Annotated in this window: 12 protein-coding genes; 11 read left to right on the forward strand and 1 reads right to left on the reverse strand. The window is 35.2% G+C overall.

Features of this window, described 5'->3' with window-relative positions:
• The first annotated feature begins 51 nt into the window (after positions 1 to 51).
• The 8 genes from KW502_RS00600 to recO all read left to right on the forward strand — a co-directional run bounded on the left by KW502_RS00600 (position 52) and on the right by recO (position 11852).
• Entirely contained in the window at positions 52 to 963 is a 912-nt protein-coding gene (locus tag KW502_RS00600) for a PorP/SprF family type IX secretion system membrane protein (RefSeq protein WP_219038585.1), read from the forward strand.
• Positions 964 to 992: 29 nt separating this feature from the next.
• Positions 993 to 2894 (forward strand): OmpA family protein, encoded by a 1902-nt coding sequence (locus KW502_RS00605; RefSeq protein WP_219038586.1) that lies wholly within the window; start codon positions 993 to 995, stop codon positions 2892 to 2894.
• A 112-nt stretch (positions 2895 to 3006) separates the two neighbouring features.
• Positions 3007 to 3324: a hypothetical protein gene (locus KW502_RS00610; RefSeq protein WP_219038587.1), complete on the forward strand. Its 318-nt coding sequence runs from the start codon at positions 3007 to 3009 to the stop codon at positions 3322 to 3324.
• A gap of 113 nt (positions 3325 to 3437) precedes the next feature.
• On the forward strand, positions 3438 to 6284 hold the full coding sequence (locus KW502_RS00615) for a fibronectin type III domain-containing protein (protein ID WP_219038588.1): 2847 nt from the start codon (positions 3438 to 3440) through the stop codon (positions 6282 to 6284).
• Between the two features lie 42 nt (positions 6285 to 6326).
• A complete protein-coding gene (locus KW502_RS00620) occupies positions 6327 to 7082 on the forward strand; it encodes a T9SS type B sorting domain-containing protein (RefSeq protein WP_219038589.1) in 756 nt (251 codons plus the stop codon).
• 294 nt (positions 7083 to 7376) lie between these two features.
• A complete protein-coding gene (gene gdhA, locus KW502_RS00625) occupies positions 7377 to 8717 on the forward strand; it encodes an NADP-specific glutamate dehydrogenase (protein ID WP_219038590.1) in 1341 nt (446 codons plus the stop codon).
• A gap of 136 nt (positions 8718 to 8853) precedes the next feature.
• The gene (gene porZ / locus KW502_RS00630; RefSeq protein ID WP_219038591.1) at positions 8854 to 11136 is read left to right on the forward strand and encodes a type IX secretion system anionic LPS delivery protein PorZ; all 2283 of its coding nucleotides are present in this window, start codon (positions 8854 to 8856) and stop codon (positions 11134 to 11136) included.
• Positions 11136 to 11852, forward strand: coding sequence for a DNA repair protein RecO (recO, locus tag KW502_RS00635; RefSeq protein ID WP_219038592.1), 717 nt, complete (start codon positions 11136 to 11138; stop codon positions 11850 to 11852). The genes porZ and recO overlap by 1 nt, the downstream gene beginning before the upstream one ends.
• Here recO and KW502_RS00640 read toward each other — a convergent pair.
• Positions 11849 to 12331: a GyrI-like domain-containing protein gene (locus KW502_RS00640; RefSeq protein ID WP_219038593.1), complete on the reverse strand. Its 483-nt coding sequence runs from the start codon at positions 12329 to 12331 to the stop codon at positions 11849 to 11851. The two genes, recO and KW502_RS00640, sit on opposite strands and share 4 nt — an antisense overlap.
• A 225-nt stretch (positions 12332 to 12556) precedes the next feature.
• Here KW502_RS00640 and KW502_RS00645 point away from each other — a divergent pair, with 225 nt between their 5' ends.
• Genes KW502_RS00645 through KW502_RS00655 form a run of 3 tightly spaced genes read left to right on the forward strand, consistent with a single transcriptional unit; the run spans position 12557 to position 17652 of the window.
• Entirely contained in the window at positions 12557 to 13576 is a 1020-nt protein-coding gene (locus KW502_RS00645) for a ligase-associated DNA damage response exonuclease (protein WP_219038594.1), read from the forward strand.
• Complete coding sequence (locus KW502_RS00650; RefSeq protein ID WP_219038595.1) at positions 13577 to 15172, forward strand: ATP-dependent DNA ligase; 1596 nt, start codon at positions 13577 to 13579, stop codon at positions 15170 to 15172.
• 5 nt (positions 15173 to 15177) lie between these two features.
• Positions 15178 to 17652, forward strand: a complete 2475-nt coding sequence (locus tag KW502_RS00655; RefSeq protein WP_219038596.1) for a ligase-associated DNA damage response DEXH box helicase — start codon at positions 15178 to 15180, stop codon at positions 17650 to 17652.
• Positions 17653 to 17831 lie beyond the last annotated feature (179 nt).

A 17831-nucleotide genomic window follows, 5' to 3' on the forward strand; every position in this document is an offset into this window, starting at 1 on the left:
GGGTTATTTTTACCTCAAAACAAAACCTTAAATAAAAATAACGACAATCAAATGAAAAAACATTATTTAGTATTGTGTGCTTTTTTTATGATCTTCTCATTAAAGATATATGCACAACAAGACCCACAGTATACGCAGTATATGTATAATATGAATGTAGTAAACCCTGCTTATGCTGGCTCAAAGGAGAGTTTAAGTATAGGTTTGTTGTATCGTGATCAGTGGTCAGGATTTGAGGGAGCGCCAAAGACATTTACCTTTTCAGCGCATTCTCCTGTTGGCGAGAAGACAGGTTTAGGTTTATCTGCTATTTCAGATGAGAACGGTCCTGTAAAGGAGACTAATGTTTATGCAGACTTTTCTTATACTTTAAGTTTTGGAGGTAGCAATAAGTTAGCTTTTGGTATCAAAGCCGGAGCTACTTTTCATGATGTAGGCCTTGCTGGATTAAATTTGCAAAACCCTAATGATTTAGCTTTTGCGGAGAATATCAATAATACATATCCTAATATTGGAGCTGGATTGTTATACTATACAGACAATTGGTATTTAGGTTTTTCTGTGCCAAATATGTTAAAGAGTACCCATTTAGATGCAGATCCTGATGGTCGAGAATATGGAAATGAGGAGATGCACTATTTTGCTACTGCAGGTTATGTTTTTCAATTAAGTGAGAACACCAAATTTAAGCCTTCAACTTTAGTGAAATCATCTTTTGAATCGCCTCTTTCTTTTGATGTAAATGCCAACTTTTTGTTCTATGATCGTTTTGAAATAGGAGCTTCTTATCGTTACGAAGACGCGGTTAGTGGTTTAGCGAGTGTACGAGCTACAGATTGGGTTCAAATAGGTTTTGCTTATGATTATTCTATTTCAGACATCGATCAACCTTCTTACGAGGCATTTGTAATTTTCGATGTATTCTTTAATAAGAAGACCTACCTTTCCCCACGTTATTTCTAAAACCTAACAACAACAAAGAAGATCTAGTTATGAGAAAAACATACTATATATTAAGTTTATTATTATTGATGGGTGGCTCTGGATTATTTGCGCAGAGCTCATCAACTAAGAAGGCAGATAAATATTACGATCGTTTAGATTATGTAAAGGCGATAGAAAAGTATGAAGATTTAGTGTCTGATGGTGATGGTACGGCTTATATTTACCACCGTTTGGCAGACGCTTATTATAATATTTATAATACTTCACAGGCAGAATATTACTACAAGATGTATATTCAGGAAGGAGAAAATGTAGAAGGTTCTGTTTATTATCGTTATGCTCAAATGCTTAAAGCTAATCAGAAGTTTGAAGACTCTAATGAAGCAATGAAAGTTTTTTCTAGTAAATCACCTAATGACCAGAGAGCTAAAGCTTTTGAAGCTAATCCTAATTACTTGCCTAAATTATTAAATGGAGAGCCTAGATTTACGATAAAAGAATCATCATTTAATACGAGTCTTTCAGATTTTGGAGGCTATGAATTTGGAGATCATTTGTATTTTGTTTCTGCTCGAAATAAATCGAGAAGAGATTACGGTTGGAATGACCAACCTACTTTAGATGTTTATGTCGCTAGTAAAGAGGCTGGAGAATATCAGAATCCTAAATCACTTTCAGGAGAGGTTAACTCTAAGTTTCATGAAGGTACCGTAAGCATAACCCCTGATGGTAAGACGATGTACTTTACCAGGAATAATTACATTGATGGTGATTATGAGAAGAGTGCAGAAGGGATTGGTAAATTAAAAATTTACAGAGCTAGTCTTGTGAATGGTGAGTGGGATGATATAAAAGAACTTCCATTTAATAGTGATGAATATTCAAATGGTCATACAGCCTTAAGTCCCGATGGGAAGACACTTTATTTTTCAAGTGATATGCCTGGAGGATTGGGAATGTCAGATTTGTATAAAGTTTCAATAAATGAAGATGGTAGTTTTGGCGAACCAGAGAATTTAGGAGCCGGAATCAATACAGAAGGCAGAGAGAGTTTTCCATTTATAGCTGCAGATGGCACCCTTTATTTTTCTAGTGATGGACAGTTGGGCATAGGAGGTTTAGATGTTTTCTATGCAAAAGCAAAAGAGAATGGCTATTCATCAGTAAAAAATATGGGTCAACCCATCAATAGTAGCGGAGATGATTTTGCATTTACTTATAACCCATCTACAGAGAAAGGTTTTGTAAGCTCAAATCGCGGAGTAATAGAGGAGACTGTTGCGAATGATAATATTTATGAAGTTACACAGATTCAGCCTTTAGAAGAAATCAAAATAATGACTCAGGTGGTAGATGCAGAAAGCGGTTCACCAATCTCAGGAGCTACTGTAGTAGTTTATGATGCTCAGGAGAATGAAGTGTCAAAAGGGATGACAACCCCAGCAGGTAAAGCAGATTTCACTTTGCCAGGAAGTGTAGCTTATTCTATTCAGGTGAATGCAGAAGATTATGAGAGTAATATGGCATCTGTGTCTCAAGAAGAAGAGAATGAGGTTGCTGTATTGGTAGAGCTTAATCCTATCGAAGAGATTATTACCGAAGAAGAAGTGGTGTTGAATCCTATTATGTTTGATTTTGATAAATCAAACATCAGAAAACAAGCAGCCTTTGAACTTGATAAGTTAGTGGCCGTGATGAAGAAATACCCAGAAATGAAGATCAAGGTAAGAAGTCATACCGATAAAAGAGGTTCTGCAACTTATAATCAAGGGCTATCAGAACGCAGAGCGCAAAGCACAGTTCAATATGTAGTATCACAAGGCATAGCTGAACGTAGAATTAGTGGAGAAGGTTTTGGAGAGTCAGAACCAAAAGTAGATTGTACTAGTTGCAGCGAAGAACAATTTGAACTAAATAGAAGGTCTGAATTTAAGATTGTAAAAAAGTAAAAAATTAAAATAATTTTATTCAAAAAGCCCTAATCTATAAAAGATTAGGGCTTTTTATTTCTTAATTTCGCGCAATATTAAAAATTTAATAAAATATTAATTACCCCACCCTATGAACAAAAATAATTTACTACTCTTGTGTCTAATTTTTGGATGTCTTTCTACTTATGCCCAGATAGGAATTAATGAAAACTTTGATAACGGATTGCCTAGTGGTTGGACACAAACATTTGGTGTAGCAGATGTTGCGGCATGCGAAGGAGAAAGTGTTAGGTATAATGTTCATAATCAGGGAGATTTAACATCTCCTAATATTATAGGTCTATCTAATCAAACAGACTTAACGATAAGCTTTGATTATAAAATCATACAATATTCATCTTCAACAGCGGCTACACCTGAAGTGAAGGTTGGGGGAGTTTTACAGTAGATTATTCTACCGATGGAGGTACTACTTGGCTTACCATCGATACGATAGATGATTCTAATCATGTAGTTTCGGCAGATTGTGCTACCAAAACTTATACTGTTGCCGCTGCAGATTTGCCTGTAGGTTCAGATTTTCAACTGCGTTTTCAGGTTACTTGGGAATCTGGAGATTATTATATGTATTACGATAATGTTTCTGCATTGCAGATCGCCGATAGTCCGCCAAATTGTGATGCAGTTTTAACATCTCCTGTTAATGGAGCCACAAGTGTTCCCTTAGAAAACACAGTCTTAGCTTGGTCTGGAGCAACAGGAATTCCTACTTCTTATAATTTAACAATAGCTACTACCTCTGGCGGTAATGATGTTTTAGATAATGTAAATGTTGGGAATACCACGAGCTATGATTTAGGAAATTTAAACTATGAAACGAATTATTATGTAACGATTGTTCCTGAAAATAATTTTGGTGAAGCAACAGACTGTACAATATATTCATTCACGACAGAGATAGATCCTTCAGTAACTGTGATTTGTTCAGAAGGTTCTGTAAATCATAGTATTTGTTATGATAGCAATGAACAGGTAGAGTATGTTTATACAAGCGATGATAATTCTAACCTAAATTTAGTTATCAATTCTGGTAGTGTTTATGATTTTGGACCAAACCTTAGTATTTTAGACACGAACGGAGATGTGTTATATTTTGGAGTGGGAGACGCAGGAAATTTAAGTGGACTGGAATTCCAGTCTACTGGAGAATCGATCACTCTGATTTATAATGCAGAATATGCATCTTGTGGAGCAACCTATGATGCTATAGATGTGACAGTTTCTTGCTCTTCTTGTCTTAATCCGGCAGCTAATTTTTCTGTAGTAGAAGATTGTATCAATGGGCCTCAATTTAAGGTTGATGTAGATATAACTACCCTAGGGAGCGCTAATGAAGTGCTTATAGAAGATAATCAAGGTAATAGCCAATTAGTTGATGGTACAGGTATTTACACCTTTGGTCCCTACCAAAACGGAACTTTAGTAGATTTCATTGTAACCAATAATGAAGATAGCACGTGTGATTTTGTTAGCGATAGTTTTACGCAAGAAATTTGTACAGCAAATTATTTAGATTGCGGTGATCCTGTAAATACAATTGCATGTTACGAACCTGGCGAGACTATAGAATATTTTTATGAAAGTCTAGACGGTTCTAACCTAACCCTATCCATAAATTCGGGTGATATCGATCCTTATGGAGAGCCTTTTCAAGTAATAGACACTAACGGAGATGTATTGTATTCAGGTAACGGAGAGCTGGGAGATTTATCCGATTTAACTTTTCAATCCTCAGGAGATAGCATTACATTTCTTTACACCTCAGTATACTATAATTGTGATGGAATTGTAACTAGTCAATTAGATATTACTGTAGAATGTGCGTCGTGTTATAATCCTACATTAGACTATGAAATTATAAACGATTGTAGTGATGGTACCAACCAGTTTACAGTAGAAGTTGAAGTTTTAGATTTAGGTTCATCTAATTCAATAACGATAACAGATAATCAAAATAGTACCGCACAAACAGTTAATGAACTTGGACTTATCACTTTTGGGCCATATCCTAATGAAACTGGTGTAGTTTTTACTTCGGTTAATGATGATGATTCTAGTTGTACTATATCAAGTCAATCTCTATCGCCAGAGCCATGCCCTCCCTCTAATAATTCTTGCGCTAATGCAACTCAGGTAAATGTAAATTTAGATCAATTTTGTTCAAGTATGACGTCCGGAGATATTTCAACAGCAACGGGGTCAACTATTCCAGTAAGTTGTGATGAAGATGTAGTTCAAGACGTATGGTATAAATTTACAGCTCAATCTTCAGCACATATTATAACTTTGTTTAATGGAGTTTATACGTTCAATCTAGCTCATGCAATTTATGAAGGAGAATGTGATAATTTAACAAAATTGTATTGTAGCAAAGAATTTTCTAATGGTGGTAATAGCGATGGTATTGTAGCAAATAACTTAACTATAGGTGAAACCTATTATATAAGAGTTTACTCACCTTATGGAAGTACAGGTGAATTCGATTTATGCATTAATACTCCAAATTACGAACAAGGCAATACTACCTGTGAAGATGCAGCTCCATTTTGTGCTTCGTTTGATAGTCAAGGGAATCCAGTACCTTTAGTTTTTGCAAATGGTTATTATTATATGCAAGAATCTGTTGCTCAAGAATCTGCTGATTATAGTTGTCTTAGCACTCGACCTAACCCAGCTTGGTATTACCTTCAGGTAGGTGAAACAGGAGATATGGAATTTGAAATTTCACAAAATACAGCTTTTGATGGTGATGGAAATCTTATCGGAGAAGAATTAGATGTAGATTATATTGTTTATGGCCCATTTGATCAAGCAGATGGAAATTGTCAAGATTTAACAGAAGATAATACAATTGATTGTAGCTATTCATTGGATGCTGTAGAACAAATGAGTATTGAAAATGCACAAGCAGGGAAAACTTATTTAGTATTAATCACAAATTATAATCAATCTCCAGGATATATTAGTCTAGTGCAAACTAATTACGGTACAGCCGATGGAAGTAGTACAGACTGTACAATTGTAGATCGTACATTATATGGTTGTGAGGGTGAACAAATAACGTTAACGTCTCAGTTTGAGAACCAAATTTCATACGTTTGGTACCAATTAAATGAAAGTACGGGAAATTATGATTTAATTCCTCAACAAGAAGTTTCAGGAACTACTTACACCGTAGATGAAGAAGGTGATTTTAGGATTGTTTCTTACGATAGTACAGGAACGCCTACAGAGGAAGAGTTTAAAGTGCAATTTAGTCCATATCCTATTATAAATTTAGGAGATGATCAATCGCTATGTGATGCTAATAGTTCAACTTTAGATGCTACACCAACAAATGCTAATTAATTTGGGGCTAATATCAATTATAAATGGTATTTAAATGATTTTTTGTTAACAGATCAAGACGGTGCTACACTTTTAGTAAATCAATCAGGAACATATTCAGTTGAAGTAATAGGTCAAATACTAGATCAAAACGGAAACCTAGCCAATCAATCTACTTGTACCAGTTTCGATAATGTTACTATTACGGAAGAAGAAGGAAGTGTTATAATTAACTTAACCGAAGGAGAATTGGTAAAAGAAATTTCTTATTGTCCAGACGTAGAGACCATACCAAATTATACAGTAACTCTTGCAGCAAATGCAGAAGGATTAACAGAAGAAGCGCTTTCTTATCAATGGTATATGAATGGTACAGAAATTACAGGAGCAATTGAAGCCACTTATTCAATGACATATGAAGAAGAAGGTGAATACGTTGAAAATTACTCTGTAGATGTCATGTCAGGAAATTGTGTGTTTTCATCAGCCCCAAAAGAAATTGAGGTGAGCATAAAATCTTATGAAGGAGGTTGTGTGATTAGTCAAGGAATTTCTCCTAATAATTCAGACGGATTAAATGACTGTTTAGATTTATCATTTTTAAATAATCGTACAGGAATCGAGAGTTTAAAAGTATATAACCGATACGGTAAATTAGTATTTGATCAAGATGCTTATGTAGATACATTTTGCGGTCAAGATCAAAACGGTAATCAGTTAACAACGGGTACTTACTATTATGTATTAATTCTTAAAGATGAAGACCCTGTATTTGGTAAAGTGAAAAAGAGTTGGATTTATATTAATCAAGAGAAGTAAAAACTCAAAATCTAACCTAGCTTAAGAAAATAAATTTTAATTAACTCTTATTGCTTTTTATTTTTAAAAGTCTTATTGTAAATTTATTAATTGAAGTTATGAATGAATATTTTAAAGAATAGTTTTAATAAATATTAATTTCAAATCTAAAAAGCTATAACTTTATTTGGAAATCTTTAAAAAATCTTAAAATTTCTAAGAATATGAAAAATAATACATTGCTCTAGTTAATAAAATTTATATTTGCATCAATATTTTACTTTTAAATTACAGTAAACACATTTAGATAACATTATGAAAAAAAATGTTCAAGATTTTTTAGATAAAGTTAGTAAGCGAAATGCTCACGAACCTGAATTTATGCAGGCTGTGCATGAAGTTGCTGAAACGATTATACCTTTTATAGAAGAAAACGAAAAGTACCAAAACCAAATGTTACTCGAACGAATGGTAGAGCCAGAACGAGTAATTATGTTTAGAGTACCTTGGACTGATGATAACGGTGATATTCAAATTAATAGAGGCTTTAGAATTCAAATGAATTCAGCTATAGGACCGTATAAAGGAGGATTAAGATTTCACCCTTCAGTAAACTTGAGTATTTTAAAGTTCTTAGCCTTTGAGCAAGTTTTTAAAAATAGCTTAACTACCCTACCAATGGGTGGTGGTAAAGGAGGTTCAGATTTTGATCCTAAAGGTAAATCAGATAAAGAAGTGATGCGTTTCTGTCAGAGTTTTATGACAGAACTCGCTAAACATATTGGAGCTAATACAGATGTTCCTGCTGGAGATATTGGAGTTGGAGGTAGAGAGATTGGCTATATGTTTGGGCAATATAAAAGACTTCAAAACGAATTTACAGGAATATTGACCGGTAAAGGCTTATCTTATGGAGGTTCATTAATACGACCAGAAGCTACTGGTTATGGAAATGTGTATTTTGCACAAAATATGCTAAAAACCAAAGGAGATTCATTGGAAGGAAAAACGGTTGTTATTTCTGGTTCAGGTAATGTGGCGCAATTTGCTGCTCAAAAAGCTATTCAGTTAGGAGCTAAAGTAGTAACACTTTCAGATTCTTCAGGTTATATTTATGATAAAGAAGGTTTAACTGAAGAGAAACTTTCTCTAATTATGGAAATTAAAAATGAGCGCAGAGGAAGAATTAAAGAATATTTAGATACTTATTCTGATGCTAAATACCATGAGGGGAAGACCCCTTGGGGAGAAAAGTGTGATGTAGCATTACCTTGTGCAACACAAAATGAATTAGAAGAAAAAGATGCTAAAACCTTAGTAGATAATGGTTGTATTTTAGTAGGAGAAGGAGCAAATATGCCTTGTACTCCAGAAGCTGTAGAGGTATTTCAAAAAGCTAAAATATTCTTTTCACCAGGAAAAGCTTCTAATGCGGGAGGAGTAGCAACTTCTGGTTTAGAAATGTCTCAAAATTCATTAAGATACCGTTGGACTGCTGAAGAAGTAGATAATAAACTTCACGAAATCATGAACGACATTCATGATGCTTGTGTAAAATACGGAAGTGAAGACGGTTATGTAGATTATGTAAAAGGAGCAAATATTGCTGGTTTTGTGAAAGTAGCAGATGCTATGTTAGCACAAGGAGCGGTATAATATAAATGTTTATATTATTATAAAAAGCTACAGGTTTTACTTGTAGCTTTTTTTATGCGCTTTATTCAGATATATTTGTGAACTATTGTTGCAATAATTACTACTATATAGGGTTATTCTTACTAGACTCTTTTTTATGAAATATATTTATACATTATTGGTGTGTCTCTTCTTGCCAATCTTATCTTGGTCACAAGATTACTCTTCAAACTGGGAAGGTTTATTCTCTTACTACAATATAGTAGATGTACACACCTCAGGAAATCGAGTTTTTGCAGCAGCTAAAAATTCGGTGTTCTCTTATAATGTAGCTTCAAAAGAACTCAATAAATATTCTACAATTAATGGAATTTCAGGTGAAAATATTTCAGCAATTCACTATTCAACTAATTATAATTTGTTAGTCGTAGGTTATGAAACGGGATTAATTAATGTATATAATTATCGTACAGGCAAAGCATTGCAAGTGATTGATATTACAGAAAAGCAAACTGTTTCACCCAATAAAAGAAGGATTAATGATTTTTTTGAAATAGAAAATCAACTCTTTATATCTACTAACTATGGTATTTCGGTTTATAGCCTTTCCAATTTAGAGTTTGGTGACACTTATTTTATTGGAGATACAGGTAGCCAATTAGAAGTGCGCCAGCTTATAATAAATAATAATACCATTTATGCTGCAACACAAGGAGGAAGCGTGAGGTATGCTTCTTTAGACAATCCTAATCTTATCGATTTTAGCCAATGGCAGCAAACTTCTGGTGCTGAGAATATAAAAAATATAATAGAATTTAATGATAAGATTTATGCTGTTAGTAATGCTAATGCTATTGCAGAACTTCAAAATAATTCATTAAGCTTTGTTACTCAATTTAATGGAAATGTTACCAATTTAGCAGTAACTTCAACCACACTGTTGGTAACTTATAAATATAAAGTAGAAGCTTATAATAATCAATTTAACCGTACTTTAAATATCAATTCATTTGAGTTTTCTCCTAATTTCTCTTCAGCAGTGCTTATTAACAATCAAATTTTTATAGGCGATCAATCGTTAGGATTAATTTATACTTCAATAAATACACCAAATGCATTTAACTATGTAAGTCCGCAAGGCCCATTACTTAATAATGCATTTAATATGGAAACCATTCCTAATGAACTTTGGATCACATTTGGAGAGTATTCTTCGTTATTGAATCCTTATCCATTAAACAGTAGAGGTGTGAGTCATTTGATAAATGATGAATGGATTAATTTATCTGTTGAACATTTACAACATGCTAGATCTATAGTAGAGGTCACTATAGATCCTACTGATCATAAACACGTTTTTCTGAGCTCTTTTATAGATGGCTTAGTAGAATTACAAGATCATCAAGTAATTAATTTTTATAGAGAAAGTAATAGTAATTTAGAATCGTTTGATCCAGGGTCTGGTGATTTAAGAATCGACGGAACCACATTTGATAGTAATAATGACCTTTGGATCGCTAATTCAAAATCTGATGGGGGACTGGCAAAATTAAAAAATAACTCTACAACGATTCAGGTTTATGATATTTCAAATATTATTTCTAATCCCCCAGCTACCTTAGGTTTGACAAAAATAGTAGGAAATAATTCAGGAAATCTTTTTATAGGTAGTTCTGAGGATGGAGTCGTGGGTTTTGAAACTTCTACGCAAACATTTGCAAAGGTGAGCGGCGGAGAAGCTGATGGCAATCTCCCCGAAAATTATATAAAAACGTTAGCTTTAGATAATAACAATCAACTTTGGATAGGTACTGTGCGTGGTCTTCGGGTATTGTTCAATCCTAATTCAATGTTTACAGACAACAATGTAGCAGCGCAAGAAATCATTATTTTAGATGAAGATGGGGTGGCTCAAGAATTACTAGCCAATGTAAGTATAACAGATATTGAAGTAGATGGAAATAATAACAAGTGGATAGCCACAGAAAGCGGGGCTTTTTATTTATCTGCTAACGGGCAAGAAACCATTTATCAGTTTACAACGGCTAATTCTCCAATTCCTTCCAATAATGTAAATGATATTGAAGTAGATGATTCTTCAGGCGAAGTCTATATAGGTACAGAAAAAGGAATTGTTGTTTTTAAAGGCAGCGCCACAGCCTCTCAAGAAACATTTGATAAAGTACGAGCATTCCCCAATCCAGTTCGTCCAAATTATTCAGGCATGGTCACCATTGATGGTCTAATGGAAAATGCCAATGTAAAAATCACCGATATAGAAGGTAATTTAGTTTACGAAGAAGTTTCTCAGGGAGGTAGTATTCAGTGGGATACACGCGCTTTCGGTAAATATAAAGTTGCTTCTGGGGTTTATATGGTGCTCATCACCTCAGATGATCAGTTACAAACTAAGGTTACTAAAATTATGGTGATAAGATAATGCTCATTAACACCCAAGCCATTATTATTCATTCCCTTCGGTATCGCGAAGCAGATCTTATTGTTAAAGCTTTTACCAAAAGTAGCGGACTCAAATCTTATCTCATTCGCGGGGTATTAAAATCGAAGAAAGGTAAACTTCGTGCTTCTATGTTTCAACCCCTTACACTTTTAGAGGTAGAAGCCAATCATAAAGATAAAGGCACTTTAGAAAATATTCGAGAAGCCAAAGTGAATCCGCCTTATCAAGATTTAACGACCAACGTTTATAAATCTTCAATAGCGATGTTTTTAGCTGAAGTTTTAAATCAAGCGATTCAAGAAGAAGAACAAAATGAAGCCCTTTATCAGTATTTAGAGAATGCGTTTCTTTGGTTAGATAAGAATAAAAAGTTTGCCAATTTTCATTTGTTATTTATGGTAAAACTAAGTTCATTTTTAGGTTTTTATCCTCATCAATACGATCAAGATTTGCCTTATTTTAATTTACTCGATGGTGAATATCAATTAGACGATACTAATAAATATTGTATTCAAAATGAAAATTCAGAATTACTCAAACAATTCTTGTTGGTGAATTTTGATGAAGCTTCAAGCATAAAACTCAATCAGTCTAGGAGAAAAAGTTTTTTAGAAATGCTTATTCTCTATTTTGAATTGCATTTGCACGGTTTCAAAAAACCAAGATCGTTAGATATTTTGCATCAACTCTTTTAAGCTTTTCTTTCTATAGGAATAAAAATTTCTTCTTCAGAATCACGATGTTCTCCTTTATATTTTTCGCCCATAATCGCAAAATGAGGACAACTCGCTAACTTATATTCAGAATTAGGGAACCATTCGCTGAAAATTTCACTGTAAAATGTAGGCACATCACTAGGCTTTCCTCTGTAGTTAAATTTAGCATACAAGCCAGCTGCTATTTCTAATAGCTTCATTTCTTTAGGGAAATTTTGGTTAACCTCAATTTCAACAGCAGCCCATTTTTCAAAACTTTTAGTGGGATTAAATACTTCAAAAAAACTCACATCAGGATAAACTTCAACAGAAAACAAGCCACTATTTTTAGCGTTCACCAAATGTTTTTTAGACATAAACGTTTGCCATAATTCAACCGTTTTGTTTTTGCTGAAGTTCATTTCAGTTTTCAAACCAACTAAGGTCATTGGTCGAGTAGTTATAATTTTAGGTTGCATTTTATGTTATTTTTAAAACTTTAAATATACAATTTATAAGGGCGTGTCCCTACGGGCCGGGCTCTCGGCAGTCGCTTTTTTGTTTTGTTATATTTAGCTTACGCTAGAAACAAAACAAAAAGAGCTCCAACAGAGCCTCCATCCCTCACGCAAACACCTCTTAAAATTCCGCTAAGATTTATATAGTTTTTTAAATCTGATAATGCTTTTTACTACCTTCAAGCTATGAAAACACCTTTACTCGCTTTTAATCAAAAAGGAATTTACTGTGAAGCCGCCGATGTTTACCTCGATCCGTGGAAACCAGTAAAAAAAGCTATCATTTCTCACGGGCATGCAGACCATTCTCGTTGGGGGCATCAGCAATACATTACGCATCACACAAATGTGCCTATCATCAAATATCGCTTAGGTGACATTACGGTAACCGGTAAAGCGTGGAATGAGACGTTTACGATTAACGGAGTTAAATTTTCATTGCATCCCGCTGGTCATATTATTGGTTCGGCACAAATCCGAGTAGAACATAAAGGTGAAGTTTGGGTATTTACAGGCGATTATAAAACCGAAAACGACGGTATTGCCGTGCCTTATGAAGTCGTGAAATGCCACACATTTATCACCGAATGTACTTTTGGGTTACCCGCTTTTAAATGGGTGCCTCAAGATTTAGTTTTTAATGACATTAATAATTGGTGGCAGCAGAATCAAGACGACGGTAGAACTTCAGTCTTGTTTGGATATTCCTTAGGTAAAGCACAACGCTTGCTAAAACATTTAGACACTTCTATTGGTAAAATTTTTACACACGGCGCCGTCGAGAATATGACAGAAGTTGTTCGAGAATTGGTCGATTTACCTCCCACCGAAAAAATTACGAGAGATACCAAAAAGGAAGATATTAAGGGAAATATTGTAATCGCACCACCTAGCACTCATGGTAAGCCGTGGATCAAGAAGATGGTACCTTACGTGACTGCTTCTGCCAGTGGCTGGATGACATTTCGTGGCGCAAGAAGACGTAGAGCTATAGACAAGGGCTTTGTGCTTTCCGATCATTGCGATTGGCAAGGTTTACTCACTTCTATAAAAGCTACAGGAGCAGAAAAGATTATTTGTACGCACGGCTATACCGATATTTTTTCCCGTTTTCTAGCGGAACAAGGTTACGATGCTAGAACTGAACAAACGCAATACGAAGAAGAAAACGCAGAAGAGAGTAGTAAAGAAAAACAGGAAAGCTAAATGAAGCAGTTTGCAGAACTCATACGAACCTTAGATAGCACCAACAAAACTACACTCAAAGTGGAAGCGCTTTCGCATTATTTTAAAACTGCTAGCGATAAAGATAAAGTGTGGACCATTGCTATTCTTTCACATCGTAGACCACCAAGACCTGTAAATACTACCTTAATGCGAGAATGGGCTTCAAAATTTTCAAAAATTCCACTATGGCTATTTGAAGAATCTTACCATATTGTAGGTGATTTAGCCGAAACGATTGCACTGGTAATTCCACCTTCAGAAAATTCTTCAGAAAAAAGTCTAAATCAGTTTCTACAAGAGATTATCGAATTAAAACCTCGATCAGAAGAAGAGAAAAAAGAATATTTATACGAGAATTGGTTTAGCTTAAATTATTACGAACGTTTTGTATTTACCAAACTCATTACTGGTAGTTTTAGAATCGGAGTAAGTCAAAAATTAATGACGCGAGCTCTCTCTAAGGCAACCGAGATGGATGAAGATATTCTCGCCTATAAACTGATGGGAAATTGGGATCCTGCCACCACTACATTCACCAATTTAGTCCTTGAAGAAAAACCAGAAGATTACCTATCTAAACCTTATCCGTTTTATTTAGCTTATGCGATTGAAGATGAGCCGCAAGGTTTGGGAGACGTAAAAGAATGGGCTGCAGAACATAAGTGGGACGGCATCCGTTCGCAAGTAATTATTAGAAACGGAGAGTTATTTGTGTGGAGTCGCGGAGAAGAATTGGTGACCGAAAAATACCCAGAGTTCGAAAAGATTATCGGTCACATTCCTGATGGGACTGTAATCGATGGAGAGATATTGCCTTTCCCAAACAATGATATTGGAACATTTAAAGATTTACAAACCAGAATTGGTCGTAAAAACATTACCAATAAATTATTAGAAAAAACACCAGTTATTTTAAAAGCTTACGATTTGTTAGAGTGGGAAGGAGAAGATATTCGAGAAAAACCTTATCAAAAACGTCGCGAGATTTTAGAAAAACTATTTATTAATGTTGCTTCAGAAGAAATACCGTTGCACTTATCGACTACGATTTCATTTGAGAATTGGGAAGAAGCTGCAAAAGAAAGAGAGCGCTCTAGAGAAGTAAAATCTGAAGGATTAATGTTGAAGCGTTGGGATTCTCCCTATTTGGTAGGTAGAAAAAAAGGCGATTGGTGGAAATGGAAAGTAGATCCGCTCACCATAGATGCGGTTTTAACTTATGCGATGCGCGGTCACGGAAGACGAAGTAATCTATTTACAGATTATACGTTTGGGCTATGGGACGAAGAGAAAGAAGAGCTCGTCACGTTTGCTAAAGCTTACTCTGGATTAACCGATGCCGAATTTAGAAAAGTAGACGCGTGGATAAAGAAAAACACTTTAGAGCGTTTTGGGCCTGTGCGTAGTGTTACGCCGCATCACGTATTCGAAATCGCTTTTGAAGGTATTGCTGAATCTGGTAGACATAAAAGTGGAGTGGCTACTCGATTTCCTAGAATTTTACGTTGGCGACAGGACAAAAAAATTGAAGAAGCGAATACCTTAGAAGATTTGAAAGCTTTAATTCCGAAGTAATTTTTATGAATAAAAAAGAGCTTTTAGCAATTGCAGATCATTGGTTTTCCAATCAAGGCTGGAAGCCTTTTCCTTTTCAAAAAAAAACGTGGAATGATTATTTAAAAGGAAAAAACGGACTCCTAAACGCGCCTACCGGAAGTGGTAAAACCTACGCGCTTTGGGTGCCAATTGTGTTAGAATATTTAAAGAAAAATCCGGATTATAAAACCAAACACGAAAAAGGCTTAAAAGCTATTTGGATCACTCCGCTTCGGGCACTTTCCGTAGAAATCGCTCAAGCCGCCACTCGTTTTGCAGAAGAGACACAATCGGGATTAACTGTAGGTATTCGTACAGGTGATACTTCGCAGAAAGAACGCGCAGCTCAAAAAAAGTCGATGCCAGATTTGTTAATCACAACTCCAGAGAGTTTACATTTATTACTTTCTTCTAAAAACTACCCTAAGATGTTCAAAAACCTCAATGCAATTGTGGCAGATGAGTGGCACGAATTATTAGGAAGTAAACGAGGTGTACAAACTGAACTCGCACTTTCTCGATTAAAAACAGTTTCCGACAATTTAAAAATTTGGGGAATTTCAGCTACAATTGGTAATCTTCCTCAAGCACAAGAAGTTTTATTGGGAGCCGAAAGCAAAGCGCTTCAAAATTCAACCTTAATTAAAGCGAATATTCAAAAGCAAATAGAAGTAAAATCGATTATTCCGCAGTCGATGGAAAAATTTCCTTGGCGTGGTCATTTGGGATTACACTTATTAGATGAGGTCGTTCCTATTATCAATAATTCCAAAACCACTTTAATCTTCACTAATACACGATCGCAGTGTGAGCTATGGTTTCAGAAATTAATGAACAAATATCCAGAATTCGCGGGTGAAGTAGCTATGCATCACGGAAGTATTAATAAAGAAACTCGACTTTGGGTAGAACAAGCCATTAGAAATGAAAGTTTAAAGGCGGTAATTTGTACTTCAAGCTTAGATTTGGGTGTAGATTTTGCTCCTGTTGAAACGATTATTCAGATTGGCGGTCCAAAAGGAGTAGCTCGATTTTTACAACGGGCCGGGCGCAGTGGTCACCAGCCGGGAAAAGCCAGTCGAATTTACTTTTTACCTACGCACGCGATCGAGTTAATTGAAGCTTCAGCATTGCAAAAAGCCGTAGAGAAAAAAGCGGTAGAAGATCGGATTCCGTATTTACAGAGTTTTGATGTGTTGGTGCAGTATTTAACAACTTTAGCTGTTTCAGATGGTTTTTATCCAAAAGAAATATATCCAGAAATTAAATCTACATTTTGCTTTCAAGATTTAACCGAAGATGAATGGCGTTGGTGTTTAAATTTTATTACCAAAGGGAGCCAGAGTTTACAAAGTTATGATGAATATAAAAAAGTAGAGATTGAAGAAGATGGTAAATTTAAGGTCAACCATCGTGGCGTAGCGATGCGTCATCGGTTGCAAATTGGTACCATTGTTAGTGATGCGATGCTCACTGTAAAATATATAAAAGGTGGGTTTATAGGTGCGATTGAAGAATATTTTGTCTCTAAATTAACTCCTGGTGATGTCTTTACCTTTGCAGGAAGAAATTTAGAACTTTCTCGCATTAAAGGGATGCAAGTCCTGGTGCGAAAATCGAAAAAGAAAACGGCAAAAGTCCCAAGTTGGATGGGCGGCAGAATGGCCTTTTCAGCTCAAATGAGTGAACTGCTGCGGGAAGAATTGTACGAAGCCGCAGAAAGCGTGGGTTCAAACTCAAAAAAGAGAAGTCCAGAAATGGAAGCGCTTCAGCCAATTTTAGAACGTCAGCAATTAGAATCGATTATTCCGAAGCAAGATCAATTTCTTATAGAAACCTTTAAAACACGAGAAGGTTATCACGAGATATTCTATCCGTTTGAAGGTCGGTTTGTGCACGAGGCTTTAGGGAGTTTGTTGGCTTACCGCATCAGTTTATTATCGCCAATTTCTTTCAGCATAGCTTTTAACGATTATGGTTTTGAGCTGCTTTCTGATCAAGAAATTGATATGCAACAAGTACTAGATAACAATTTGTTTTCTTCAGAATTTTTGATGGACGATCTCTACAAAAGTTTAAACGCAACCGAAATGGCACGTAGAAAGTTTCGAGATATTGCTGTAATTGCCGGATTAGTATTTACAGGCTACCCAAATAAATTGGTTAAGAATAAGCACTTGCAATCAAGCTCTCAATTACTGTTCGATGTATTTAGAGATTATGAAGATGATAATTTGTTGTTTCAGCAAGCGTTTAGAGAAACTTTCGAGCACCAGTTGGAAGAAGGAAGATTAAGACAAGCTTTGGAGCGTATTCATACCCAAGAAATTATTTGGAAAGCTTGCCAAAAACCAACGCCATTTTCATTTCCAATCATTACCGATAGATTGCGAGAGAAATTATCTTCAGAAAAATTAGAAGATCGTATACAGCGAATGCTCAAACAACTCGAAAAATAAAACTTGTAGAGGCAATTCTAAATTAAATAATTTGGGCGTTTCCCTGCGGGTCGGGCTATTCGTTTCAATTCCTCATAAGTTTTCGCTATCGCTACAACGTATTGCGGGATTTTCACTGCTATCCCTAACGCAAAAAGCATGTTAAGAACAATACACATCATTCTTCAATTCTCTATCTT

Origin of the sequence: Mesonia aestuariivivens, assembly GCF_019311235.1 — a bacterium.
GTDB lineage: Bacteria > Bacteroidota > Bacteroidia > Flavobacteriales > Flavobacteriaceae > Mesonia > Mesonia aestuariivivens.

What these genes read in the sequence shown, in the direction of transcription:
- KW502_RS00600 (WP_219038585.1), top strand. Translation starts at nt 52, where the DNA reads ATGAAAAAACATTATTTAGTATTGTGTGCTTTTTTTATGATCTTCTCA.
- KW502_RS00605 (WP_219038586.1), top strand. Translation starts at nt 993, where the DNA reads ATGAGAAAAACATACTATATATTAAGTTTATTATTATTGATGGGTGGC.
- KW502_RS00610 (WP_219038587.1), top strand. Translation starts at nt 3,007, where the DNA reads ATGAACAAAAATAATTTACTACTCTTGTGTCTAATTTTTGGATGTCTT.
- gdhA (WP_219038590.1), top strand. Translation starts at nt 7,377, where the DNA reads ATGAAAAAAAATGTTCAAGATTTTTTAGATAAAGTTAGTAAGCGAAAT.
- porZ (WP_219038591.1), top strand. Translation starts at nt 8,854, where the DNA reads ATGAAATATATTTATACATTATTGGTGTGTCTCTTCTTGCCAATCTTA.
- recO (WP_219038592.1), top strand. Translation starts at nt 11,136, where the DNA reads ATGCTCATTAACACCCAAGCCATTATTATTCATTCCCTTCGGTATCGC.
- KW502_RS00640 (WP_219038593.1), bottom strand. Translation starts at nt 12,331, where the DNA reads ATGCAACCTAAAATTATAACTACTCGACCAATGACCTTAGTTGGTTTG.
- KW502_RS00645 (WP_219038594.1), top strand. Translation starts at nt 12,557, where the DNA reads ATGAAAACACCTTTACTCGCTTTTAATCAAAAAGGAATTTACTGTGAA.
- KW502_RS00650 (WP_219038595.1), top strand. Translation starts at nt 13,577, where the DNA reads ATGAAGCAGTTTGCAGAACTCATACGAACCTTAGATAGCACCAACAAA.
- KW502_RS00655 (WP_219038596.1), top strand. Translation starts at nt 15,178, where the DNA reads ATGAATAAAAAAGAGCTTTTAGCAATTGCAGATCATTGGTTTTCCAAT.